This is a genomic window from Pseudomonas sp. IT-P176, from assembly GCF_949767245.1.
Taxonomy (GTDB): Bacteria; Pseudomonadota; Gammaproteobacteria; order Pseudomonadales; family Pseudomonadaceae; genus Aquipseudomonas.
In genome coordinates, this window is sequence record NZ_CATKPN010000057.1 from 193,252 (window position 1) to 217,284 (window position 24,033).

The window sequence follows — 24,033 nt, forward strand, 5'->3', positions numbered from 1 at the left end:
ATATATTGGATAGAAACATTAGCCAGCTATATGCTTTTTTCATTGCCTGCCCGGCCGTGCACTCCTGAGGTCCCCCGTGAAAACTGCTGTTGCGCCACTCGCCCATGATCTTCCGCCTGCCGCACAGGCCCCCGGGGTCGCCCAACTGCATGAGGTGTACATCGAAAAAGGTACGCCGATGTTCCTGCGCACGGTGCTCGCGCTGTTCAGCGGCGGCTTCGCCACCTTTGCCTTGCTGTACTGCGTGCAGCCGATGATGCCGCTGTTTTCCCATGAGTTCTCGATCAACGCCGCGCAGAGCAGCCTGATTCTCTCGGTGTCCACCGGCATGCTCGCCATCGGCCTGTTGATCACCGGCCCCCTGTCCGACCGCATCGGCCGAAAACCGGTGATGGTCGCAGCGTTGTTCGCCGCCGCGCTGTGCACCCTGGGCAGCGCCCTGATGCCGACCTGGGAGGGCATCCTGCTGATGCGCGCGCTGACCGGCCTGGCCCTGAGCGGCCTGGCGGCGGTGGCGATGACCTACCTCAGTGAAGAGATCCACCCACAGCACATCGGCCTGGCAATGGGCCTGTACATCGGCGGCAACGCCATAGGCGGCATGTGCGGCCGACTGATAGTCGGGGTGCTGATCGACTTCGTCAGCTGGCACACGGCGATGCTGGTGATTGGCGGGTTGGCGCTGATCGCCGCGGCGGTGTTCTGGAAGATCCTCCCCGAATCGCGCAACTTCCGCGCGCGCTCGCTGCACCCACGCAGCTTGCTCGATGGCTTCACCATGCATTTTCGCGACGCCGGCCTGCCGCTGCTGTTCCTCGAAGCCTTTGTGCTGATGGGCGCCTTCGTCACGCTGTTCAACTACATCGGCTATCGCCTGCTGGCCGCGCCGTACCACATGGACCAGGCCTTGGTCGGCCTGCTGTCGGTGGTGTACCTGTCGGGCATCTACAGTTCGGCGAAGATCGGCTCCCTGGCCGATCGCCTGGGTCGGCGCAAGGTGCTCTGGGGCACCATCGTGCTGATGCTTGGCGGGTTGGCCGTGACCATGCTCAGCCCGTTGCCACTGGTGATCGTCGGCATGCTGATCTTCACCTTCGGCTTCTTCGGCGCACACTCGGTGGCCAGCAGCTGGATCGGCCGCCGCGCCACCAAGGCCAAGGGCCAGGCATCGTCGCTGTACCTGTTCAGCTACTACGCCGGGGGAAGCATCGCCGGTACGGTGGGCGGCGTGTTCTGGCACCAGGGCGGCTGGAACGGGATCGGGTTGTTCATCGGCACGCTGCTGGTGATTGCGCTACTGGTCGCGTTGAAGCTGGCGAAGTTGCCGACCCTGGCGGAGAGCGCCAAGCCCTGACGCAAAAAAGGGCCGCATGGCGGCCCTTGGGGAAAAACTCGGTCTTAATTGAGGATTTCCACCCGATCGACATCGATCTCACGCTTGAGCAAGCCCTTTTCCACTTCACCGGTCAGCTTGACCCGGGTTTTGTCGTTGAAGGCGACCGCAGGTAGATCCTCATCATCGATCTCAACGGTGACCGTACCGCTGGAATCCTTGAACTCGTATTTGTCGTCGTTGTTCAGCTTCTTCACCACAAAACCCTGCAGGACGACTGGCGTGTCGTCAGCCGCTTCGTTGGCAGCGGCCACCGTGGTGATGGGCTCGGCACCCGGCCCGGTGTAACCGGCAGCCAGGACCGCGGTGCTGAACAGGGGGGCAACAAGCAGAGCGAGGTAGCGTGCTTTCATGGCGATGATTCCATCTGGATTTCGATGGACCCAGCGTAAACAGGCTCGCTGAATTGAAACTTAATCTGCGCGCAAAAAAATGCCCGGCAAGCGCCGGGCGTTTGTTATCGGGTCATGATCACTCGTGATACTGCGCCGACAACTCGTGCACCGCGCGCAGGAAGGCACCGGCGTGTTCCGGATCGACTTCCGGGGTGATGCCGTGACCGAGGTTGAACACGTGGCCGCTGCCTTTGCCGTAGCTGGCGAGGATCCGCCCGACTTCGCTGCGGATTGCTTCTGGCTTGGCGTACAGCACCGTCGGGTCCATGTTGCCTTGCAGGGCTACCTTGCTGCCGACGCGGTCACGGGCGCTGCCGATATCGCAGGTCCAGTCCAGGCCCAATGCATCAGCGCCAGTGTCGGCGATGCTTTCCAGCCACAGGCCGCCGCTCTTGGTGAACAGGATCACTGGCACTTTACGGCCTTCGTGCTCACGGATCAGGCCGTTGACGATCTTGCGCATGTAGGCCAGGGAGAATTCCTGGTACGCCGCCGCCGACAGGGCGCCACCCCAGCTGTCGAAGATCTGCACTGCTTGTGCGCCGGCCATGATCTGGCCGTTGAGGTAGCTGGTGACCGTCTGCGCGAGCTTGTCCAGCAGCAGGTGCAGGGCTTGCGGGTTGTCATAGAGCATGGTTTTGGTCTTGCGGTAGTCTTTCGACGAACCGCCTTCAACCATGTAGGTGGCCAGGGTCCAGGGGCTGCCGGCAAAGCCGATCAGCGGCACGCGGCCGTTGAGCTCGCGGCGGATGGTGCTGACTGCATCCATCACGTAGCCGAGGTCTTTGTGCGGATCAGGAATCGGCAGGGCTTCGATGTCGGCCAGGGTGCTGACGACTTTCTTGAAGCGCGGACCTTCGCCGGTTTCGAAGTACAGGCCTTGGCCCATGGCATCGGGGATGGTCAGGATGTCGGAGAACAGGATCGCCGCATCCAGCTGCGGATAGCGGTCGAGCGGCTGCATGGTGACTTCGCACGCGAACTCCGGGTTCATGCACAGGCTCATGAAGTCGCCGGCCTTGGCGCGGCTGGCACGGTATTCAGGCAGGTAGCGACCGGCCTGACGCATCATCCACACGGGCGTGACGTCTACGGGTTGCTTGAGCAGGGCACGAAGGAAACGGTCGTTCTTCAGGGCAGTCATGTCGGCATCCGGAAAAAAAGTGCGGGCATTTTCTCAGAGCCGGGCGCAAAAGGCACGGTTGCAGGTCAGCCTTTTGTCTATCGGGTCAATTTGTCGCAATGGAATGCAGTTTTTGCAGCACCACAAAACACTGTGGGAGCTGGCTTGCCAGCGATGCAGACACCTCGGTGGTCAGGTAGACCGAGGTGATGCTATCGCTGGCAAGCCAGCTCCCACAGGTATTGCGTTGCAGTTTCGAACGGGCTTTAGACGCCCAGGTAATCCAGGATCCCTTCGGCGGCATTGCGGCCTTCGAAGATCGCCGTCACTACCAGGTCGGAGCCGCGCACCATGTCGCCACCGGCGAAGATTTTCGGGTTGCTGGTCTGGTGCTTGAACTTGCCTTGCTCCGGGGCCACGACGCGGCCCTGGCTGTCGGTCTGGATGTCGAACTGCTCGAACCAGCTGGCCGGGCTTGGACGGAAACCAAAGGCGATGACCACGGCGTCGGCCGGGATGATCTCTTCGGAGCCCGGAATCGGCTCGGGGCTGCGGCGGCCACGGGCGTCCGGCTCGCCGAGACGGGTCTCGACTACCTTCACGCCTTCGACCCGGTCTTCGCCGACAATGGCGATCGGCTGGCGGTTGTAGAGGAATTTCACCCCTTCTTCCTTAGCGTTCTTCACCTCTTTGCGCGAGCCCGGCATGTTCGCTTCATCACGACGATAGGCACAGGTCACCGACTTGGCGCCCTGGCGAATCGAGGTGCGATTGCAGTCCATCGCCGTGTCGCCGCCGCCGAGAACCACGACCTTCTTGCCTTTCATGTCGACGAAATCTTCCGGCGACTTTTCAAAGCCCAGGTTGCGGTTGACGTTGGCGATCAGGAAGTCCAGGGCGTCGTAGACGCCCGGCAGGTCCTCACCGGCAAAGCCGCCCTTCATGTAGGTGTAGGTGCCCATGCCCATGAACACCGCATCGTATTCTTCGAGCAACTGTTCGATGGTCACGTCCTTGCCCACCTCGGTGTTGAGGCGGAACTCGATGCCCATGCCGGTGAAGACTTCGCGGCGATTGCTCAGCACGGTCTTTTCCAGCTTGAACTCGGGGATGCCGAAGGTCAGCAGACCGCCGATTTCCGGGTTCTTGTCGAACACCACCGGGGTCACCCCGCCGCGCACCAGCACGTCGGCACAACCCAGGCCCGCCGGGCCCGCACCGATCACCGCGACACGTTTGCCGGTCGGCTTGACCTTGGACATGTCCGGGCGCCAGCCCATGGCGAACGCGGTGTCGGTGATGTACTTCTCCACCGAGCCGATGGTGACCGCGCCGAAGCCGTCATTGAGGGTGCAGGCACCCTCGCACAAACGGTCTTGCGGGCACACCCGGCCGCAGACTTCCGGCAAGGTGTTGGTCTGGTGCGACAGTTCGGCGGCGGCGAGGATGTTGCCCTCGGCCACCAGCTTGAGCCAGTTGGGAATGAAGTTGTGCACCGGGCACTTCCATTCGCAATACGGGTTACCGCAACCCAGGCAGCGGTGGGCCTGGTCGGCCGACTGCTGGGGTTTGAAGGGTTCGTAGATTTCCACGAACTCTTTCTTGCGTTGACGCAACAGTTTCTTCTTCGGATCCTTGCGCCCGACCTCGATGAACTGGAAGTCATTATTCAGACGTTCAGCCATGTTAAAACCTCATCAAACTCTTCAGGCGCATATCACTGCGGGTTGGCACGAGTGCTGGAAAGCAACGTTTTCAAGCTGGCAGCCTTAGGCTTGACCAACCAGAAACGGCGCAGGTAATCATCGAGGTTCTCGGCGAGTTCACGACCCCACTCGCTGTCGGTTTCCTCGACGTACTCGTTCAGCACACGCTGCAAATGGCTACGGTAGGCTTCCATCGCCTCGCCGCTGATCCGCTGGATTTCCACCAGTTCATGGTTGACCCGGTCAACGAAGGTGTTGTCCTGGTCGAGCACATAGGCGAAACCACCGGTCATGCCTGAGCCGAAGTTGTAACCGGTCTTGCCCAGAACGCAGACAAAACCACCGGTCATGTATTCGCAGCAGTGATCGCCAGTGCCTTCGACCACGGTGTGGGCACCGGAGTTACGCACCGCAAAACGCTCGCCCGCGGTACCGGCGGCAAACAGCTTGCCGCCCGTGGCGCCGTACAGGCAGGTGTTGCCGATAATGGCGCTGTCCTGCGTCCTGTAGAGGCTGCCCTTGGGCGGAACGATAACCAGCTTGCCGCCGGTCATGCCCTTGCCCACGTAGTCGTTGGCATCGCCTTCCAGGTACATGTTCAGGCCGCCGGCGTTCCATACCCCAAAGCTCTGCCCGGCAGTACCTTTGAAGCGGAAGGTGATCGGCGCATTGGCCATGCCCTGGTTACCGTGCTTACGCGCGATTTCACCGGAGATCCGCGCACCGATCGAACGGTCGCAGTTGCAGATGTCCAGGGCAAATTCGGCGCCGCTCAGGTCGTTGATGGCCGAGGTGGCCAGGTCGACCATTTTCTCGGCCAGCAGGCCCTTGTCGAACGGAGGGTTGCGCTCGACCTGGCAGAACTGTGGTTTGTCTGCCGGGATGTGATCGCTGCCCAGCAACGGTGTCAGGTCCAGGTGTTGCTGCTTGGCGGTCTGGCCTTCGAGGATGTCCAGCAGGTCGGTCCGCCCGATCAGCTCTTCGAGGGAGCGCACGCCCAGCTTGGCCAGCCACTCACGGGTTTCTTCGGCGACGTAGGTGAAGAAGTTCACCACCATGTCGACGGTACCGATGTAGTGATCCTTGCGCAGCTTCTCGTTCTGGGTCGCCACGCCGGTGGCGCAGTTGTTCAGGTGGCAGATGCGCAGGTATTTGCAGCCCAGGGCGATCATTGGCGCGGTGCCGAAACCGAAGCTTTCAGCGCCGAGGATGGCCGCCTTGATCACGTCGAGGCCGGTTTTCAGGCCACCGTCGGTCTGCACCCGAACCTTGCCGCGCAGGTCGTTGCCGCGCAGGGTCTGGTGGGTTTCCGCCAGGCCCAGTTCCCATGGAGCGCCGGCGTACTTGATCGAGGTCAGCGGCGAAGCACCGGTGCCGCCGTCGTAGCCGGAGATGGTGATCAGGTCGGCATAGGCCTTGGCCACACCGGCGGCAATGGTGCCGACGCCAGCTTCTGCCACCAGTTTCACCGAGACCAGGGCCTTGGGGTTGACTTGCTTGAGGTCGAAAATCAGCTGCGACAAATCTTCGATCGAGTAGATGTCGTGGTGCGGCGGAGGCGAGATCAGGGTCACGCCTGGCACTGCGTAACGCAGCTTGGCGATCAGGCCGTTGACCTTGCCGCCCGGCAGTTGCCCGCCTTCGCCTGGCTTGGCGCCCTGGGCCACCTTGATCTGCAGCACTTCGGCGTTGACCAGGTATTCCGGGGTCACACCAAAACGGCCAGTGGCGACTTGCTTGATTTTCGAGCTCTTGATGGTGCCGTAGCGTGCCGGGTCTTCGCCGCCTTCGCCGGAGTTGGAACGCGCACCCAGGCGGTTCATGGCTTCGGCCAGGGCTTCGTGGGCTTCCGGCGACAGCGCGCCGAGCGAGATACCGGCGGAGTCGAAGCGTTTGAGCACCGATTCCAGCGGTTCGATCTCGCTGATGTCCAGCGGCGTCTCGAGGGTCTTGACCTTGAACAGGTCGCGGATCATCGACACCGGGCGGTTATCCACCAGCGCCGTGTATTCCTTGAACTTGGCGTAGTCACCCTGCTGCACAGCGGCTTGCAGGGTGTTGACCACGTCCGGGTTGTAGGCGTGATATTCGCCACCGTGGACGAACTTCAGCAGGCCGCCTTGCTGGATCGGCTTGCGCGGGCTCCAGGCTTCGGCAGCCAGGGCCTTCTGCTCGGCTTCGATGTCGACGAAACGCGCGCCCTTGATCCGGCTCGGTACGCCACGAAAGCTCAAGTCGCAGACTTCCTGGGACAGGCCGATGGCTTCGAACAACTGCGCACCACGGTAGGACGCAATGGTGGAGATGCCCATCTTCGACAGGATCTTCAGCAGGCCCTTGGTGATGCCTTTGCGGTAGTTCTTGAACACCTCATAGAGGTCGCCCAGCACTTCGCCGGTGCGGATCAGGTCGCCCAGCACTTCATAGGCCAGGAACGGATAGACCGCCGAAGCGCCGAACCCGATCAGTACCGCGAAGTGGTGCGGATCGCGCGCAGTGGCGGTCTCGACCAGGATGTTGGAGTCGCAGCGCAGGCCTTTTTCGGTCAGGCGGTGGTGCACCGCGCCGGTAGCCAGCGAAGCGTGGATCGGCAACTTGCCCGGGGCAATATGACGGTCGCTCAGCACGATCTGGGTGCGACCGGCGCGCACGGCTTCTTCAGCCTGGTCAGCGACATTGCGCACTGCGGCTTCGAGGCCAAGGCTCTCGTCGTAGTTGAGGTCGATGATCTGGCGTTCGAAGCCCGGGCGATCGAGGTTCATCAGCGAGCGCCACTTGGCCGGGGAAATCACCGGCGAGCTGAGGATCACGCGTGAAGCGTGTTCCGGCGACTCCTGGAAGATGTTGCGCTCGGCACCGAGGCAGATCTCCAACGACATGACGATGGCTTCACGCAGCGGGTCGATCGGCGGGTTGGTAACCTGGGCGAACTGCTGGCGGAAATAGTCGTACGGCGTGCGCACGCGCTGGGACAGCACGGCCATCGGCGTATCGTCGCCCATCGAACCAACAGCTTCGTAGCCCTGCTCACCCAGTGGACGCAGTACCTGGTCACGCTCTTCGAACGTCACCTGGTACATCTTCATGTACTGCTTGAGCTGGTCGACGTCGTAGAAAGCCGAACCGTGGTCGTTGTCTTCCATGGTCGCCTGGATGCGCAGGGCATTCTTGCGCAGCCATTGCTTGTACGGATGACGGGACTTCAAGCGGTTGTCGATGGCGTCGGTGTCGAGGATCTGCCCGGTCTCGGTGTCCACGGCAAAGATCTGGCCCGGACCCACGCGGCCCTTGGCGATCACATCTTGCGGCTGGTAGTTCCAGACGCCGATTTCCGAGGCCAGGGTGATGAAGCCGTTCTTGGTAGTGACCCAGCGCGCCGGACGCAGACCGTTACGGTCAAGCAGGCACACCGCGTAGCGACCGTCAGTCATGACCACGCCGGCCGGGCCGTCCCACGGCTCCATGTGCATCGAGTTGTACTCGTAGAACGCACGCAGGTCCGGGTCCATGGTCTCGACGTTCTGCCACGCTGGCGGAATGATCATCCGCACGCCACGGAACAGGTCGATGCCACCGGTGACCATCAGCTCCAGCATGTTGTCCATGCTCGAGGAGTCCGAACCCACGCGGTTGACCAGCGGGCCGAGCTCTTCCAGGTCCATCAGGTCGTTGCTGAACTTGGTGCGACGGGCCACGGCCCAGTTGCGGTTGCCGGTGATGGTGTTGATCTCGCCGTTGTGCGCCAGGAAGCGGAACGGTTGGGCCAACGGCCATTTCGGCAGGGTGTTGGTGGAGAAGCGCTGGTGGAACACGCAGATCGCGGTTTGCAGGCGCTGGTCACTCAGGTCCGGATAGAAGGCGGTGAGGTCCGCCGGCATCATCAGGCCTTTGTAAATGATGGTCTTGTGGGAAAAGCTGCAGATGTAGTGGTCGGTGTCGGCGGCGTTGGCCACGGACGAACGACGACGGGAGCTGAACAGCTTGATTGCCATGTCCTGATCGCTCAGGCCATCGCCGGCGATGAACACCTGTTCGATCTGCGGCAGACGCTCCAGGGCCAGGCGGCCAAGGACGCTGGTATCGATCGGCACTTTGCGCCAGCCGACCAACTGCAGGCCTTCGGCGAGGATCTCGCGGTTCATGTTCTCGCGCGCGGCCTCGGCTTTAACCGGGTCCTGATTGAAGAACACCATGCCCACTGCATATTGCTTGGGCAATGCTACGCCGAAGGTTTCCTGGGCGATTGCCCGCAGGAACACATCCGGTTTCTGAATAAGCAGACCGCAACCGTCACCGGTCTTGCCGTCGGCGTTGATCCCACCGCGGTGGGTCATGCAGGTCAGGGCCTCGATGGCCGTTTGCAAAAGGGTATGACTGGGTTCGCCCTGCATATGGGCTATCAGGCCGAAACCGCAGTTATCCTTGAATTCATCTGGTTGGTACAGACCTGCTTTCATAGACACTTTCTCACCAGGCTGCCTCTTATCGAGACAAATTTCTTTTCAATTCAACCACTTACCTTCCGAGCCGAACGTACGCCAGCTTTGCGGGGGCAAAAGGGAGGTCATTGTACACACCGACACAGAGGCTCACAAATTTGACGACGAAATGTCGCAAATCTATGTCGCATTTATGAAAGGTTTAAAGCGATCTACTGTGCTAGTCAAAACTTTTTTTAATTCTGACCGCAACGACTCAAAGACTACTGTGACGCAGACACCACAAGGCACGCGGCCTGAGGGCAGCATGCCTTGCAGAAATTTTGAGGTGCCGGGAGAGGCGGCCTGGGTAAGGCCGCCGAATCTTCAGCGAGCTGTTGCCAGTTCTTGTTGGACGCTGGCGACAGAGCGAGGCCAAGGTTTACCAGCCTGAACCTTCGCTGGCAAGGCCTTGATGGCGGATACAGCGGCATCGCGGTTGGCGAAGTTACCGTAGGTGATGACGTAAAGCGGCTTGCCGTTGAGAACTTTCTTGAAATAACGGTACTCGCCGCCCTGCTCCTTGACGAAGCTCTGGGCCGAGGCCTCCGAGCTGGTGCCGAGGATTTGTACCACGTAGTTACCCGGCTTCTGACCGGCATACCAGGTGCCACCGACTGCCGGCGCTGCCTTGGCGACAGTGGCTGGCTTCTCTACTGGCTTGGTCACCGGCGCTGGCTTGACCACAGGCGCGGGTGCCGGCTTGGCCACTGGGGCCGGGGCAGGCTTGGCCGTCGCGACCTGGGTTGGCGCAGGCACCGGCTTGGCCGCGGGCGTCGGCGCAGGACCGGCAGGCACGCCGCTTGGCGGAGCAATGGTGGTCACGGTCGGCGGAACACTGCTGGAGCCTTCGAGCGGCACGCCATCATCGCCCTCGGTGATGCCACCGGCAGCTTCAGCCAAAGGACCGCGCATAACCGGCTGCGACTGGCCGACCAACGGCAAGGGCATTGGCTGGGTATTGCCGGCGAATTCGACCGACGGCGCACCGCCGTTGGCACCCTGACCCAGGGGTAACTGCGCCTGCTCGTTGGCTGGAGCCCCGGTGGTTGGTGTCTTGTTGCGACCTGGCAGCAACCAGGCGGCAGCCACCGCGACCACGACTACGGCGGATATCGCCAATACGTGTTTCTTCGGCATGTTGAACCCCATACTTGGACGCTTGACCGCGGAGCGGCTAGCAATCATGGCTTCGATCATCGCATCGCGGGCAACCTGGTTGATGTTTCCAGGCCAGCCGTCGGAGCTTTCGTGAATCTCAGAGATCTGATTAGCGGTAAAAAGTTCGATTCCCCTGCCCGCACCCTCAAGACGCTGGGCCAGGTATTCGCGGGTTTCTTCTTCCGCGTAGGGCTGCAGCTCGATCACGTGGAAGCGCTCTTCCTCGGTGCTCAACTGCTCAAGCCCGGCGATCAGCGAAGGCTCGCCAAACAGGAACACATGCGGGCGGCCTTCCGGGGCGCCAGCAGCCAAGGCCAGCAAAGCCTCAAGCGCCGATTCGTCGAGCTGCTCGGCATCATCCACCAGCAGATAGACTTCCTGGCCGGTCAGCGCCAGTTGCACCACTTGCTTGAGGATCGCACCGACTTCCGCCTGGGCGACATCCAGGGACTGGGCTACCTGACGCAGCACACCCGCTGCGTCGCCGGCACCACGGGCGGAAACCACCACGCTCTGCACCGACTGTTTGTTGGTGCTGGCCACCAGCGCCTGACGCAACAGGGTCTTGCCACTGCCCAGCGGGCCAGTGACCACCAGCAACAACTGGCTGTAGCGGGCCAGGTGATGCAGTTGCCCCAGCACCGGTTTGCGCTGGGCAGGGAAAAACTTGAAGCCAGGCACCCGCGGAGCAAAGGGGTCGTGGTTCAACTGGTAGTGGCCTAGGAACGCCTCGTCGGCATGCAAACTGGTCATTGTGATCTTATTAACCTTTCAGCTGAGCCAGGGCACGGTAATCCGCTCCCAGCGTTGCCTGTAAAATCTCTTTCGGATAATCGTCGGTCACGACTGCCTCGCCCATGCGGCGTAGCAGCACCAGGCGCAGACGTCCGTCGATTACTTTCTTGTCGATTGCCATGTGTTCGAGAAAATCGGCTTCGCTCATCTCTGGCGGCGGGATCACCGGCAACCCGGCGCGCAGGAACAGGGCAATGCCCCGGTCACGCTCCTTGGGAGTGATCCAGCCCAGGCGCGAGGACATCTCCAGGGCCATTACGGTGCCAGCAGCGACCGCCTCACCATGTAGCCACACACCATAGCCCATGTGGGTTTCGATGGCGTGACCGAAGGTATGCCCCAGGTTGAGAGTGGCGCGCACGCCGGTCTCACGCTCGTCGGCACCGACCACCGCGGCCTTGGCTGCACAGGAGCGCGCGATCGCATAGGTCAGGGCGTCCTGGTCCAGGGCCCGCAGGCGGTCAACGTTTTCTTCGAGCCAGGTGAGGAACGGCTCGTCGCAGATCAAACCGTACTTGATGACTTCGGCCAGGCCCGCGGACAGCTCGCGCTCCGGCAGCGTATTGAGGGTGGCGGTATCGATCAGCACCACGTTGGGCTGATAGAAGGCGCCGACCATGTTCTTGCCCAGCGGATGGTTGATACCGGTCTTGCCGCCCACCGAGGAGTCGACTTGCGACAACAGGGTGGTCGGTACCTGGATGAAGTCCACGCCCCGCTGGTAACAGGCGGCAGCGAACCCGGCCATGTCGCCAATCACTCCGCCGCCCAGGGCGATCACGGTGGTGCGGCGGTCATGGCGCGCGGTCAGCAGGCCGTCGAATATGCTTTGCAGGGTTTCCCAGTTCTTGAAGGCTTCGCCGTCGGGCAGTACCACGGAAATGACCGAGAACTGCGCCAGGCTGCGGGTCAAGCGCTCCAGATACAGCGGGGCAACGGTCTCGTTGGAGATGATTGCCACCTGCCGTCCGGCGATGTGTGGCGCCAGCAACTCGGGCTGATCCAGCAACCCTTCGCCAATATGGATCGGGTAGCTACGCTCGCCTAGATCAACCTTAAGTGTCTGCATGTGTCCCCACAGTAAGTTGGAATCAGGCGTCCTGCCTTATGTTATCGACTGGCCACGTCTGCCTGTGTGACGTGGCGTGCTAGCCATGCGCCACACCCGACTGCCGCCATGGCGCGACGCCGAGGATAGCGCATTTCGCCCTGCGGATTAACGGGGAGGTAGCTGCTGCAAGCGTTCCAGAATATCCAGCACCACCATCCGCGGCGGCCGCTCATCGGTTTGCACCACCAGGTCGGCGATTTCCCGATACAGCGGATCGCGCAGGGCCAGCAAGTCACGCAGGGTTTTTGCCGGATCAGCGGTACGCAGCAAGGGACGATTGCGGTCGCGCGCGGTGCGCCCGACCTGCTGCTCGACCGAGGCGTGCAAGTAGACCACGCGACCGCCGGCGTGCAGCGCCCGACGATTGGCTTCGCGCATGACCGCACCACCGCCGGTCGCCAGCACCACGCCATCGAGCTCACAGAGCTCGGCGATCATCGCCTGCTCGCGATCACGAAAGCCGGGTTCGCCTTCCTTATCGAAGATCCACGGGATATTGGCGCCTGTGCGCAATTCAATTTCCTTATCGGAATCCTTGAACGGCAGACGCAGCTCTTTGGCCAGCAAGCGGCCGATGGTGCTTTTACCCGCACCCATTGGCCCAACAAGAATCAAATTTCGCACAGAATCAATGACTCACAGCAATCGCCTGGTTATTCATGATACGCGGAGTGAGAAATACCAGCAGCTCGGATTTTCTCTCCGACACCACGTCACGCCGGAAAAGGCGGCCAAGATACGGCACATCACCAAGAAATGGCACCTTATCTACAACCTTGCTTTGAGTATTTGAGAAAACCCCGCCTATGACGATGGTTTCCCCATCGACCACCAGCACCTTGGCATTGACCTCGTTTTTCTTGATCGGCGGCACATCCTGCACCTTGTTCAGGTAATCGGGCTCGTCCTTGGTGACCTTGACCTCCATGATGATGCGATTGTCCGGGGTGATCTGCGGCGTCACCTCCAGCGACAGCGAAGCCTCCTTGAACGACACCGAGGTGGCGCCGCTGGAGCTGCTCTCCTGATAAGGAATTTCAGTGCCCTTGAGGATCTTCGCGGTTTCCTTGTCGGCAGTCACCACCTTGGGTTGCGAGACGACTTCGCCGTTGCCGGTTTTCTCCATGGCCGACAGTTCAAGGTCGAGCAGCAGGTTATCGGTAATGAATGCAATGCCCAGCCCCGAGGTAGCACCCGCTGCCCCCATATCGACAAATGGCGCGCTGCCCGAGCTGAGCAGAGCCGCTCCATCGCCGCCAACCCCGGAGGCACTCCAGTTGCCCCGGCCCATCGCACCACCCCAGCGCACGCCCAGACTCTTGTCGTAATCGACATTGGCCTCGACTATCCGCGCCTCGATCATCACCTGGCGTACCGGCACATCCAGTTGCGTGACGATCCGTCGTAGCTCGTCCATTCGATCCTGGGTCTGGAAGGCGATGATGTTGTTGGTTCGCTCATCCACCGTCAGCGTGCCTCGCTCGTCGAGTCGGTCCTGGGCATTGGTCACTGACTGGAACAGCCGGGCTATTTCAGTGGCCTTGGCGTAATTGACCTGCAACAGCTCACGCCGCAGTGGGGCGAGTTCGGCCAGTTGCCGCTGCGACTCCAGCGTCTGCCGCTCACGGGCGGCAATTTCCTGTGCCGGGGCGACCAGCAGGACGTTGCCAGCCCGACGCTGGTCCAGGCCCTTGGTCTTGAGTACCAGGTCCAGCGCCTGGTCCCAGGGCACGTTATCCAGGCGCAGCGTGATGCTGCCCTGCACCGAGTCGCTGGCCACCAGGTTGAGGCCAGTGAAGTCGGCGATCAGTTGCAGCACCGAACGCACTTCGATGTCCTGGAAATTCAACGACAACCTTTCGCCACTGAAGGCATGACGTTCGGCGCGCTGATCACCGGGTGGCGCGACAATATCCAGCGCCCTGGAACTGGCCAACAACCCCGGTGACAGCAGCGCAATCCATAGCGCCACACCGAGGGTCGAAAAAATCCTGTACATGGTTAGAGCTCCACTAGGAGTGCGTGTTCAAGGAAAGGCTGCGTGGTCGTTCCAGCCAGGCGCCCTGGCCGTCGGGCACCAGCTCGACCACCTCGACCCGGGTCTCGCTGACCGATACCACTCGGCCTTCATTGCGCCCGAGGTAGTCACCCACCTTGAGCCGATGCACCGCACCCGCACCGCGCAGCAGGGCATACGCCCCCGAGGTACCGACCATGGTGCCGACCATTTCGAACTGCTCGATACCGAAGCGCTCGAGGTGCTGGCGGGGCCGCAGTCGATCCGGCTCACCCCTTGGCTCGCCTCGCAGCAGCCCCTCCTCGCCCGTCGTGACCTGCGGCGAGAACGGACTGCGCAGCGACGCCGCGCCGTAACTGAACACCGGGTACGACGCCCACGTCGGCACGGCTTCGAGAGGGCCGGGCAATTCAAGGCGCGCTTCATCCATGTAGGTGTCCAGATCACTGAAATCGCGCTCACCACCACAGCCAGCCAGACCACCGAGCAACAACGCCAACCACCCGCAACGCACCGTGTTCATGGTTGCTGCCCGCTGTCGGCGGAGCGATAGGTTCTTGCCAGGATGTTCATGCGCAGCGTCGGACCCTCGCTGGAATCCAGCGGGCGAATGCTGAAGTCGTGCAGCGTGACGATCCGCGGTAAGGCCGAGACAGCGCTGACGAACGCCGCCAGGTCATGGTAGGCCCCCCTCGCGCTGATCTGGATTGGCAGCTCGACGTAGAACGGCTGGTTGACCTCGGGCAACAACTTGATCTCTTCCAGCTCCAGACCACTGCCCGAGCCTGCACGACTGATGTCCTCCAGCAACCCTGGCATCTCAGTGTCGCCGGGCAGTTGCCGCAACAGCGTGGCGAAGGCGCTTTGCATAGTCCTCATCTGCTCGAGGTGAGGCTGTAAATGGGCCGCTTGGTGCGCCTTGCTCACAAATACCTGCTTGAGTTCGGCCTCCCCGGCGCGGGCAAGTACCAGCCGCGCCTGCAGTTCGCGCAGATAGAAGCTATAGCCCAGGACCAGCAGCACCACCATAACCAGCACGCCCAGCAGGGCTTTGCCCAGCGCCGGCCAGGTCGCCATGTTGTGCATGTTCAGGCCATCGAGGGTCAACCATGGGAGCCGCCTCATGCCTCCACGCCGGCTTGCGCCTGAGCCACGGTCAAGCGAAAAACACTGGTCGAGTCCTCGGCGCCAGCGCTTGCTGTTTTAACCTCCTCCAGCACAGGAACAGCCAGGCCACCCGCGGCCGCAAGGCTACGCAGGAGCTGCGAAACCTGGGCATTGGACTCGGCCACACCGCCGATCGACAGCGTCTTGCCGACCCTCCCCAACTCGGTGAAATACACACCATCGGGCAGTGCGCGGGTCAATTGATCGAAGAGCCTGACACTGGCCGGCCGATTACCTTGCAGACCCTGAATGATCTGCAACCGCGCCAGCAACTGCTCGCGCCGGGCTTGTAGATCGCTGATCTGGCTGATCCGCTCATCCAGGCTGGCAATGCGGGCACCAAGGTAGGCGTTGCGCGAAGCTTGCTGCTCGATGGCGCGGTCAAGGATGCGCTCGCCCAGCACGATGAGGCCGGTCGCAACTACGGCGATACCGACCAACTGCCACAAGAAATGTTGGTGCCGCACCTCGCGCTGCTTTTCACGCCATGGCAGAAGATTGATCCTGGCCATCAGTCAAAGCTCCTTAACGCCAGACCGCAGGCGACCATCAACCCGGGCGCATTGTGGGCGAGTGCCGCAGCATCGACCGCACTGCCCAAGGCCATGCCGGCAAAAGGATTGGCCACCCGGGTCGGGATGCCCAGATGCTGTTCGAGCAGGCGATCCAGCCCGGCCACCGCGCAGGCCCCTGCGGCCAGCAGGATATGCTCGACTGCGCCGTGCTGGCCCAAGGCGAAAAACTCCTGCAATGAGCGCGATAGCTGTTGCGCCAATACCTCAGCATCGCAAAACAGGTCCAGCCCACCCGGCTGCGTCGCCACTCCTGCCGGTTCGAGAGCAAACCCGTAGCTCGGCTCACCGGCCTGGTTCAGTTGGTGCGCACCCAGCAGTTGTTCGCGGGCATACAGGATCTGGCCAGCGCTTATCACGCTTAAAGTCGACAGACCGTTGCCAATCTCGACCAGCGCCACTAGCGACTGCGCCTGGGCACCGTCCGGCGGCGTTGCCAGCAGATCCACGCAACGCGCCAGCGCATGCGCCTGGATATCCACCACCCGCGCCGTCAGCCCAGCCAGTTCCAGCGCGGCCTCAAGCAACTCGACATGATCCTTGCGACAGGCCGCCAGCAACACCTCGACCTGCCCCGGATTGTGCCGCGAGATTCCCTGGACCTGGAAATCCAGGGCCATGTCATCGAGGGGATAGGGAATGTACTGGTCCGCGTCCAGCTTCAACTGGCTTTCCAGGTCGTCGTTCGTCATTCCCGCTGGCATTTCCAGGGTCTTGGTGATGACCGCCGATCCGGAAACCGCCACTGCTACATTGCGCACCCGGGTCCCGGCTTTCAGCCATGCGCGGGCCAATGCCTGCCCCACGACCTCCACTTGAACAATGGCGGCCTCCACCACTGCATTCGCCGGCAACGGCTCTATTGCGTAGGTCTCGAGCCGATAACACGCGCCTGAGCGGCTTAATTCGACCAGCCTGACCGAGGCGGCGTCGATGTCGATACCCAAGAGGGTTCTAGGTTTTTTCCTGAAGAGTCGTGGCACAGTCAATTCCCTATGACTTTCCGTGAGTTACGCGTGCTTTGCCGGCCTTGCAGGCAATCGCAACGTCTTGACAGCGTGGCCAAATGCGCTTTAAGCGGAAAAATGCTTATAATGCCCAGCGTTTTTTTCCGCTTTCTTCAAGCGCAGGCCGCTCCTTGTTTTCCCTGAATGCCCTGACGCCAAATTCATTCTTTGCCCTGGATATCCAAAAGCCTTGATTCGTCTGCTGAAATTTTTCGGGTGGTCCATCGTCGCTGTTTTCTGCGGACTGCTGCTGGGTCTGAGCGGGGCGTTTCTTTACCTTAGTCCCGGACTGCCGTCAGTGGAGGCACTGCGAAGTATCCAGTTGCAGATTCCATTGCGGGTCTACAGCAGCGACGGCAAACTGATCGCAGAATTCGGCGAGATGCGCCGCAATCCCATACGTTTCGCCGACATTCCACCCAATTTCATTAATGCGTTACTAAGTGCTGAAGACGACAACTTCGCCAATCACTACGGCGTCGACCCGAGCAGCCTGATGCGTGCCGCCACGCAGTTGGTAAAAAGCGGACACATCCAGTCCGGCGGCAGCACCATCACCATGCAGGTGGCGAAGAACTTCTTCCTGACCAGCGAACGCAGCTTCTCGCGCAAGACCACCGAGATCCTCCTGGCCCTGCAAATCGAGCGTCAGCTGACCAAGGACGAGATCCTCGAGCTCTACGTCAACAAGATCTACCTGGGTAACCGCGCCTACGGCATCGAGGCGGCGGCACAGGTGTATTACGGCAAGTCGATCCGCGACGTCAGCCTGGCGCAGATGGCGATGATTGCCGGCCTGCCCAAGGCCCCTTCGCGCTTCAACCCGCTGGCCAACCCGGCGCGCAGCAAGGAACGTCGCGACTGGATCCTGGGGCGCATGTACAAGCTCGGCAAAATCGACGAGGCGGCGTACCAAGCTGCGGTCAATGAGCCGCTCAATGCCAGCTACCACGTGCCGACTCCGGAAGTGAACGCCCCCTACATCGCCGAAATGGCCCGCGCCGAAATGGTCGGACGCTACGGCAGCGACGCCTACACCGAAGGTTTCCGGGTCACCACGACCGTGCCGAGCAACCTTCAGGAAATGGCCAACACTGCCGTGCATGAAGGCCTCATCACCTACGACCAGCGTCACGGCTACCGCGGCCCCGAATCCCGCCTTCCAGGCAAGACGCCCGACGCCTGGGCCAGCGAGCTGACCAAGCAGCGCACCATCAGCAGCCTTGAGCCGGCCATCGTCACCGAGGTCGACAAGAATGGCTTGCAGGTGCTGACCCGCACCGGCGCAGAGCACGTGGCCTGGGACAGCATGAAATGGGCCCGGCCATTCCTCAACACCAACAGCATGGGGCCTAATCCGCGCCAACCGTCCGATGTGGCCCAGGTCGGCGACCTGATCCGCGTCCAGCGCCAGCCCGACAACAGCCTGCATTTCAAACAAATTCCGGTCGCCCAAGGCGCACTGGTGTCCCTGGACCCGCAAAACGGTGCAATCCGCGCCCTGGTCGGTGGCTTCGCCTTCGAGCAGAGCAACTACAACCGCGCCATGCAGGCCAAGCGCCAGCCAGGCTCGAGCTTCAAGCCATTCGTCTACAGTGCGGCGCTGGATAGCGGCTACACCGCAGCGACCCTGGTCAATGATGCGCCGATCGTGTTCGTCGACGAGTACCTGGATAAGGTCTGGCGTCCGAAGAACGACACCAATACCTTCCTCGGCCCGATCCGCATGCGCGAAGCACTGTACAAGTCGCGCAACCTGGTCTCGATCCGCCTGCTGCAAGCGATGGGCGTCAGCAAGACCATCGATTACATCAGCCGCTTCGGCTTCAACAAGCAGGACCTGCCGCCGAACCTGTCGCTGGCACTGGGCACCGCAACCCTGACGCCCATGGAGATCGCCACCGGCTGGAGCACGTTCGCCAACGGCGGCTACAAGATCACCCCGTACATCATCGACAAGATCGAAAGCCGCAATGGCGACACGCTGTTCGTCGCCAACCCGCCGAGCGTGCCCAAGGGCGATATCGCCAGCAACGGTATCGCCGCGCCGACCGCCGAGACCTTTACTGTCGACGCCACGCCAGGCGAAGCCCCGGCCGCACCAGCACTCGAGCAGGCACCGGCGATCGCGGAGCGTATCGTCGACCCGCGCACCACCTACATCCTCAACAGCATGCTGGAAGACGTGATCAAGCGCGGCACCGGCCGTCGCGCCCTGGCCCTGGGTCGTAGCGACCTCGCGGGCAAGACCGGCACCACCAACGAGTCCAAGGACGCCTGGTTCTCCGGTTACAACGCCGACTACGTGACCACTGTCTGGACCGGTTTCGACCAGCCGGAAAGTCTCGGCCGGCGCGAGTTCGGTGGCACCGTCGCGCTGCCGATCTGGATGAGCTACATGGGCGCCGCCCTCAAGGACAAGCCGCCACACACCCAGCCAGAGCCCGAGGGCATCCTCAGCCTGCGGGTAGACCCGGTCAGCGGTCGCGCCGCCTCCCCAGGCACGCCAGGCGCCTACTTCGAACTGTTCAAGGCCGAAGACACGCCTCCGACCGGCAGCGAGCTGGGCAACGGCAGCGCCCCGGGCAGCCCACTGCCGGCAGACGAAGTGGCGCCGATCGATTTGTTCTAGAGGTGCAGGTGCAAGCTGCGAGCTACGAGCTACGAGCTACGAGCTACGAGCTACAAGAGAAAAGCAGTGATGCGCCGCTCCTGACTTGAAGCTTGAAGCTTGAAGCTTACCCATAAAAAAACCCTGGCTCTTCAGCCAGGGTTTTTTATGGGACTGCTACTCAGCCGTTGAACACATCATCCACGCTTTTCAGCGGGTAGTTCTTCGGATACGGCAGGGTTGCTACGCCGGTCTCGATGGCGGCCTTGGCCACGGCATCGGAGATCACGGTGATCAGGCGGGCATCCATTGGTTTCGGGATGATGTACTCACGACCGAATTCCAGCTTGATGCCGCCGTAGGCATCGCATACTTCCTGTGGCACAGGCAGTTTGGCCAGTTCACGCAGGGCGTTGGCAGCGGCTACTTTCATTTCTTCGTTGATGCGCTTGGCGCGAACGTCCAGGGCACCACGGAAGATGAACGGGAAGCCCAGTACGTTGTTGACCTGGTTCGGGTAGTCCGAACGACCAGTGGCCATGATCACGTCGTCACGGGTGGCGTGCGCCAGTTCCGGGGCGATCTCTGGATCAGGGTTGGAGCAGGCGAACACGATCGGGTTGGCCGCCATGGACTTCAGGCCTTCAGCGCTCAACAAGTTCGGGCCGGACAGGCCAACGAACACGTCTGCGCCTTGCAGGGCGTCAGCCAGGGTGCGCTTGTCGGTCGCGTGAGCGAAGACTGCCTTGTACTGGTTCAGGTCGTCACGGCCGGAGTGGATCACGCCGGTACGGTCGACCATGTAGATGTTTTCGATGTTGGCGCCCATGCTCACCAGCAATTTCATGCAGGAGATGGCCGCAGCGCCTGCACCCAGGCAAACGATCTTGGCATCGGCAAGGGTCTTGCCAGCGATTTCCAGGGCATTGATCATGCCGGCCGCGGTTACGATCGCGGTACCGTGCTGGTCATCGTGGAACACCGGAATATCGCACTGCTCGATCAGAGCACGTTCGATCTCAAAGCACTCAGGGGCCTTGATGTCTTCCAGGTTGATGCCACCGAAGGTGATGGAGATGCGCTTGACGGTGTCGATGAAGGCTTGCGGGCTCTCGGAGTCGACTTCGATGTCGAACACGTCGATACCAGCGAAACGCTTGAACAGTACACCCTTGCCTTCCATGACTGGCTTGGAAGCCAATGGGCCGAGGTTACCCAGGCCGAGAATCGCGGTGCCATCGGAAATCACTGCAACCAGGTTGCCTTTACCGGTGTACTTGTAGGCCAGTTCAGGATCGCGGGCGATTTCGCGAACTGGTTCGGCTACGCCGGGGCTGTAGGCCAGCGACAGGTCGCGAGCGGTAGCGGTGGCCTTGGTGAGCTCGACACTCAGCTTCCCTGGACGAGGATGGGCATGATATTCGAGAGCGGCAGTTTTCAGATCAGACATGGGGGCATTCCGCTTTTTACTGTTGGACAGACTGGTCAGCGAGGATACGCGCCTGGCAAAGTCCCCACAAGACTGACCAGTCACCCCTGTCAAGCGCCCTGCCCTACGACTTTGGGCCAAGAGCCGCGGAACACAAGGGCTCAACTGTTCACAATCGCCATAAAAAATGTCTACAATTATTTATCCAACCCTCCCCGCAAGTGACTGGGCAGCACCACAACAGGCTCTCTTCAGGCCCCGCGACAAATCCCGGGCATAAAAAAAGGCGTCCACCAGGGACGCCTTTTTCATCAATCTGCAAAAGCCGCAATGGCCTTCCAGGCTGATTGGCCTTAGGCCTTTTTCGCGCCGAAAGCACCGAAGCGATCTGCGAAGCGCTGTACACGGCCGCCAGTATCCAGAGTCTTCTGCTTACCGGTGTAGAACGGGTGGCACTCGTTGCATACGTCGATCGCCAGAGGCTTGGCCAGGTTCGAACGAGTTTCGAACTTGTTGCCACAGCTGCAGGTAACTGCGGTGATTTCGTATGTTGGATGGATATCGGCTTTCATGGTGATTCCTCAGGCTAGCGTGCCGCCACTCAACACCATTGTTGAATACCGCACGTAATTAGGCCGCGGATTCTACCAGACCTTCCAAATCACGCAAGCTGTCCCTGATGCCGACCGTCTGCTAGGCTCCGGCCCTTCTTCACCGCCCGCCCTATAGAGAATCCCCCGCGTGCCCGACGCCATCCTGCGCCTCGCCCTGCCTTCGCCCTTGCGCCGCCTGTTCGATTACCGCGCCCCGGCGGGCGTGCTGCGGGCGCAGTTGCACCCCGGGATGCGCCTGCGGGTACCGTTCGGCCGGCGCGAGATGATCGGCATCCTGGTGGAGGTCACCGACCACAGCGAAGTCCCGGCAGAAAAGCTCAAGCCGGCCCTCGCGCTGCTGGATGCCACGCCACCGCTGCCGGCGTCATTGTTCAAGCTGTGCCTGTGGACCTCCCAGTACTACCAGCACAGCCTCGGCGACACCCTGAGCTGGGCCTTGCCGGTCCTGCTGCGCCAGGGCGAACTGGCCGAGGCGCGCCAGGAGCGCTTCTGGTCGATCAGCCCCGGGGTCAGGCTCGACGACCCGCGCATCGCTCGCGCCCCGCGCCAGCGCGAAGCCCTGGCGACCCTGGCCCAGCATCCCCACGGCGTGGCCCATCAGTTGTTGAGCAAGCTGATGCTGAGCAAGGACAGCCTCGATCTGCTGCTGGCCAAGGAACTGGTGCAGGTGGAGATCCGCAAGCACGCCCCCGGCGAGCGTCACGAACACTGGCTGGCCCAGCCGGAACTGCCTTTGAATCCGGAGCAGCGCGCCGCCTACGAAGCCGTCAGCGCTGGCCTGGACAGTTTCCATGCCTTTCTCCTGGCCGGCGTGACGGGCAGCGGCAAGACCGAAGTGTATTTGCAACTGATCCGCAAAACCCTGGAGGCCGGTAAACAGGCGCTGGTCCTGATCCCGGAGATCAATCTCGGACCGCAGACCCTGGCGCGCTTCGAGCAGCGTTTTAATGCGCGAATCGCCCTGGTGCACTCGGCAGTCAACGACCGCGAGCGCCTGGAGGCCTGGCTGGCCGCCCGCGACGGCGATGCCGACATTATTATCGGCACTCGCTCGGCATTGTTCACGCCCATGAAGAACCCTGGCCTGATCATCATCGATGAAGAGCACGACGGCTCCTATAAACAGCAGGAAGGCTTGCGCTACCACGCCCGCGACCTGGCACTGGTGCGAGCCCGCCAGGAAAACATTCCGATCGTCCTTGGCTCCGCGACGCCGTCCCTGGAAAGCCTGCACAACGCCTACACCGGTCGTTACGGCCTGCTGCGCCTGAACGAGCGCGCCGGCGGCGCAAAACAGCCGCGCTTCCTGCGCCTGGATGTGAAAAGCCGTCCGCTGGACAGCGGCATTTCCGGGCCGATGCAACAAGCCATTGGCCAGACCCTCGCCGCCGGCCAGCAAGTGCTGGTGTTTCTCAATCGCCGCGGCTTTGCCCCAACCCTGCTGTGCCACGATTGTGGCTGGATGTCCGAATGCCAGCGCTGCGATGCACGGATGACCGTGCACCAACGCTCCGGCGAGCTGCGCTGCCACCATTGTGGTTATGTCGAACGCGTCCCGCGGCATTGCCCCAAGTGCGGCAAAGTCGATTTGCGCCCAGTGGGTGCCGGCACCGAACGCGCCGAGGAACGCCTGGGCATCCTGTTCCCCGACTTTCCGGTGCTGCGGGTCGACCGCGACAGTACGTCGCGCAAGGACGCGATGAACCAACTGTTCGCTACCATCCAGAAAGGCCAGCCGTGCATTCTGGTCGGCACCCAGATGCTCGCCAAGGGACACCACTTTCCCCGCGTCACCCTGGTGTCGATTCTCGATGCCGACGGCGGCCTGTTTTCCGGTGACTTCCGCGCCAGCGAGCGCATGGCCCAGTTGATTGTCCAGGTTGCCGGACGCGCCGGGCGGGCCGAAGAGCCGGGCAAGGTGATCATCCAGACCCACCTGGCGGACCATCCGTTGCTGGTGCAACTGACCGAGCAGGGCTACTTCGCCTTTGCCGAACAGGCCCTGAGCGAACGCCGCGCCGCGGGGCTGCCGCCTTTTGCTCACCTGGCATTGCTGCGCGCCGAAGCGCACAAGCCCGGGCAGGCCGAAGGTTTCCTCGACGAGGCCTGCAGCGAGGCGGAGCGGTTGCTGGCCGAGCAGAACCTCGGCGGCATCGAGCTGCTGGGCCCGGTGCCCGCACCGATGGAACGCCGCGCCGGACGCTATCGCGCGCAACTGCTGCTGCAAGCCACGGCCCGAGCGCCCCTGCATCGACTGTTAAGCAGCTGGCTACTGGTGCTGGAGCAGATGCCCAGCGCTCGCGCGGTGCGCTGGTCGCTGGATGTCGACCCCGTCGATTTGTATTGACCGTCTGCAAGTCGTCTGCCCGCCATGGCAGCCGATTTGCCACCACATATCCGTAACCGGCCTGCTAAGGTTGGCAAGCCCGACTTCGCAACGGATAATGTCCAGTT

At 61.9% G+C, this 24,033-nt stretch carries 16 protein-coding genes and 1 pseudogene; 3 read left to right on the plus strand and 14 right to left on the minus strand.

Going from position 1 to position 24,033, the window contains the following annotated elements; genetic code table 11:
- Nucleotides 1-76 precede the first annotated feature (76 nt).
- Nucleotides 77-1,354, plus strand: a complete 1,278-nt coding sequence (locus ACM6IP_RS17300) for an MFS transporter (protein WP_095167229.1) — start codon at nt 77-79, stop codon at nt 1,352-1,354.
- A gap of 44 nt (nt 1,355-1,398) precedes the next feature.
- On the opposite strand, the gene ACM6IP_RS17305 is transcribed toward ACM6IP_RS17300, so the two are convergent.
- The 12 genes and pseudogenes from ACM6IP_RS17305 to pilM all read right to left on the minus strand — a co-directional run bounded on the left by ACM6IP_RS17305 (nt 1,399) and on the right by pilM (nt 16,901).
- Nucleotides 1,399-1,746 (minus strand): YgiW/YdeI family stress tolerance OB fold protein, encoded by a 348-nt coding sequence (locus ACM6IP_RS17305; protein ID WP_095167231.1) that lies wholly within the window; start codon nt 1,744-1,746, stop codon nt 1,399-1,401.
- A gap of 118 nt (nt 1,747-1,864) precedes the next feature.
- Complete coding sequence (hemE, locus tag ACM6IP_RS17310; RefSeq protein ID WP_095167233.1) at nt 1,865-2,932, minus strand: uroporphyrinogen decarboxylase; 1,068 nt, start codon at nt 2,930-2,932, stop codon at nt 1,865-1,867.
- Between the two features lie 245 nt (nt 2,933-3,177).
- Nucleotides 3,178-4,596 carry an FAD-dependent oxidoreductase gene (locus ACM6IP_RS17315; protein ID WP_095167235.1) on the minus strand — a complete coding sequence of 473 codons (1,419 nt, stop codon included), beginning with the start codon at nt 4,594-4,596 and terminating at the stop codon, nt 3,178-3,180.
- Between the two features lie 32 nt (nt 4,597-4,628).
- Nucleotides 4,629-9,074 (minus strand): glutamate synthase large subunit, encoded by a 4,446-nt coding sequence (gltB, locus tag ACM6IP_RS17320; RefSeq protein ID WP_401129027.1) that lies wholly within the window; start codon nt 9,072-9,074, stop codon nt 4,629-4,631.
- Nucleotides 9,075-9,422: 348 nt separating this feature from the next.
- Nucleotides 9,423-11,009 (minus strand): SPOR domain-containing protein, encoded by a 1,587-nt coding sequence (locus ACM6IP_RS17325; RefSeq protein ID WP_414861949.1) that lies wholly within the window; start codon nt 11,007-11,009, stop codon nt 9,423-9,425.
- A 10-nt stretch (nt 11,010-11,019) separates the two neighbouring features.
- Nucleotides 11,020-12,120: a 3-dehydroquinate synthase gene (gene aroB, locus ACM6IP_RS17330; RefSeq protein ID WP_159993278.1), complete on the minus strand. Its 1,101-nt coding sequence runs from the start codon at nt 12,118-12,120 to the stop codon at nt 11,020-11,022.
- Between the two features lie 147 nt (nt 12,121-12,267).
- Entirely contained in the window at nt 12,268-12,786 is a 519-nt protein-coding gene (gene aroK, locus ACM6IP_RS17335) for a shikimate kinase AroK (RefSeq protein WP_095167243.1), read from the minus strand.
- 4 nt (nt 12,787-12,790) lie between these two features.
- Nucleotides 12,791-14,035: pseudogene (locus tag ACM6IP_RS17340) on the minus strand (type IV pilus secretin PilQ); the annotation flags it as partial.
- Between the two features lie 139 nt (nt 14,036-14,174).
- On the minus strand, nt 14,175-14,702 hold the full coding sequence (locus ACM6IP_RS17345) for a pilus assembly protein PilP (RefSeq protein ID WP_095167247.1): 528 nt from the start codon (nt 14,700-14,702) through the stop codon (nt 14,175-14,177).
- Nucleotides 14,699-15,304 (minus strand): type 4a pilus biogenesis protein PilO, encoded by a 606-nt coding sequence (locus tag ACM6IP_RS17350; RefSeq protein WP_401129035.1) that lies wholly within the window; start codon nt 15,302-15,304, stop codon nt 14,699-14,701. Before ACM6IP_RS17350 ends, ACM6IP_RS17345 begins: the two co-directional genes overlap by 4 nt.
- Nucleotides 15,301-15,858 (minus strand): PilN domain-containing protein, encoded by a 558-nt coding sequence (locus ACM6IP_RS17355; RefSeq protein ID WP_414861950.1) that lies wholly within the window; start codon nt 15,856-15,858, stop codon nt 15,301-15,303. Before ACM6IP_RS17355 ends, ACM6IP_RS17350 begins: the two co-directional genes overlap by 4 nt.
- Nucleotides 15,858-16,901, minus strand: coding sequence for a type IV pilus assembly protein PilM (gene pilM, locus ACM6IP_RS17360; RefSeq protein WP_414861951.1), 1,044 nt, complete (start codon nt 16,899-16,901; stop codon nt 15,858-15,860). The genes ACM6IP_RS17355 and pilM overlap by 1 nt, the downstream gene beginning before the upstream one ends.
- Nucleotides 16,902-17,118: 217 nt before the next feature.
- Here pilM and ACM6IP_RS17365 point away from each other — a divergent pair, with 217 nt between their 5' ends.
- The gene (locus ACM6IP_RS17365; protein ID WP_371917579.1) at nt 17,119-19,557 is read left to right on the plus strand and encodes a penicillin-binding protein 1A; all 2,439 of its coding nucleotides are present in this window, start codon (nt 17,119-17,121) and stop codon (nt 19,555-19,557) included.
- 160 nt (nt 19,558-19,717) lie between these two features.
- Here ACM6IP_RS17365 and ACM6IP_RS17370 read toward each other — a convergent pair whose 3' ends face one another.
- Together ACM6IP_RS17370 and rpmE are read right to left on the minus strand one after the other, a co-directional pair.
- Nucleotides 19,718-20,986 carry a malic enzyme-like NAD(P)-binding protein gene (locus ACM6IP_RS17370; protein WP_159993264.1) on the minus strand — a complete coding sequence of 423 codons (1,269 nt, stop codon included), beginning with the start codon at nt 20,984-20,986 and terminating at the stop codon, nt 19,718-19,720.
- Nucleotides 20,987-21,318: 332 nt separating this feature from the next.
- Complete coding sequence (rpmE, locus tag ACM6IP_RS17375) at nt 21,319-21,537, minus strand: 50S ribosomal protein L31 (RefSeq protein ID WP_095167258.1); 219 nt, start codon at nt 21,535-21,537, stop codon at nt 21,319-21,321.
- Nucleotides 21,538-21,706: 169 nt separating this feature from the next.
- On the opposite strand from rpmE, the gene ACM6IP_RS17380 reads away from it, so the two are divergent.
- Entirely contained in the window at nt 21,707-23,926 is a 2,220-nt protein-coding gene (locus tag ACM6IP_RS17380) for a primosomal protein N' (protein ID WP_414861952.1), read from the plus strand.
- Nucleotides 23,927-24,033 lie beyond the last annotated feature (107 nt).

Bases quoted from the DNA above. Each gene is read 5' to 3' on its own strand.
- ACM6IP_RS17305 (WP_095167231.1), bottom strand. From the start codon at position 1,746: ATGAAAGCACGCTACCTCGCTCTGCTTGTTGCCCCCCTGTTCAGCACC.
- ACM6IP_RS17370 (WP_159993264.1), bottom strand. From the start codon at position 20,986: ATGTCTGATCTGAAAACTGCCGCTCTCGAATATCATGCCCATCCTCGT.
- ACM6IP_RS17345 (WP_095167247.1), bottom strand. From the start codon at position 14,702: ATGAACACGGTGCGTTGCGGGTGGTTGGCGTTGTTGCTCGGTGGTCTG.
- ACM6IP_RS17350 (WP_401129035.1), bottom strand. From the start codon at position 15,304: ATGAGGCGGCTCCCATGGTTGACCCTCGATGGCCTGAACATGCACAAC.
- ACM6IP_RS17325 (WP_414861949.1), bottom strand. From the start codon at position 11,009: ATGACCAGTTTGCATGCCGACGAGGCGTTCCTAGGCCACTACCAGTTG.
- gltB (WP_401129027.1), bottom strand. From the start codon at position 9,074: ATGAAAGCAGGTCTGTACCAACCAGATGAATTCAAGGATAACTGCGGT.
- rpmE (WP_095167258.1), bottom strand. From the start codon at position 21,537: ATGAAAGCCGATATCCATCCAACATACGAAATCACCGCAGTTACCTGC.
- hemE (WP_095167233.1), bottom strand. From the start codon at position 2,932: ATGACTGCCCTGAAGAACGACCGTTTCCTTCGTGCCCTGCTCAAGCAA.
- ACM6IP_RS17355 (WP_414861950.1), bottom strand. From the start codon at position 15,858: ATGGCCAGGATCAATCTTCTGCCATGGCGTGAAAAGCAGCGCGAGGTG.
- ACM6IP_RS17315 (WP_095167235.1), bottom strand. From the start codon at position 4,596: ATGGCTGAACGTCTGAATAATGACTTCCAGTTCATCGAGGTCGGGCGC.
- aroB (WP_159993278.1), bottom strand. From the start codon at position 12,120: ATGCAGACACTTAAGGTTGATCTAGGCGAGCGTAGCTACCCGATCCAT.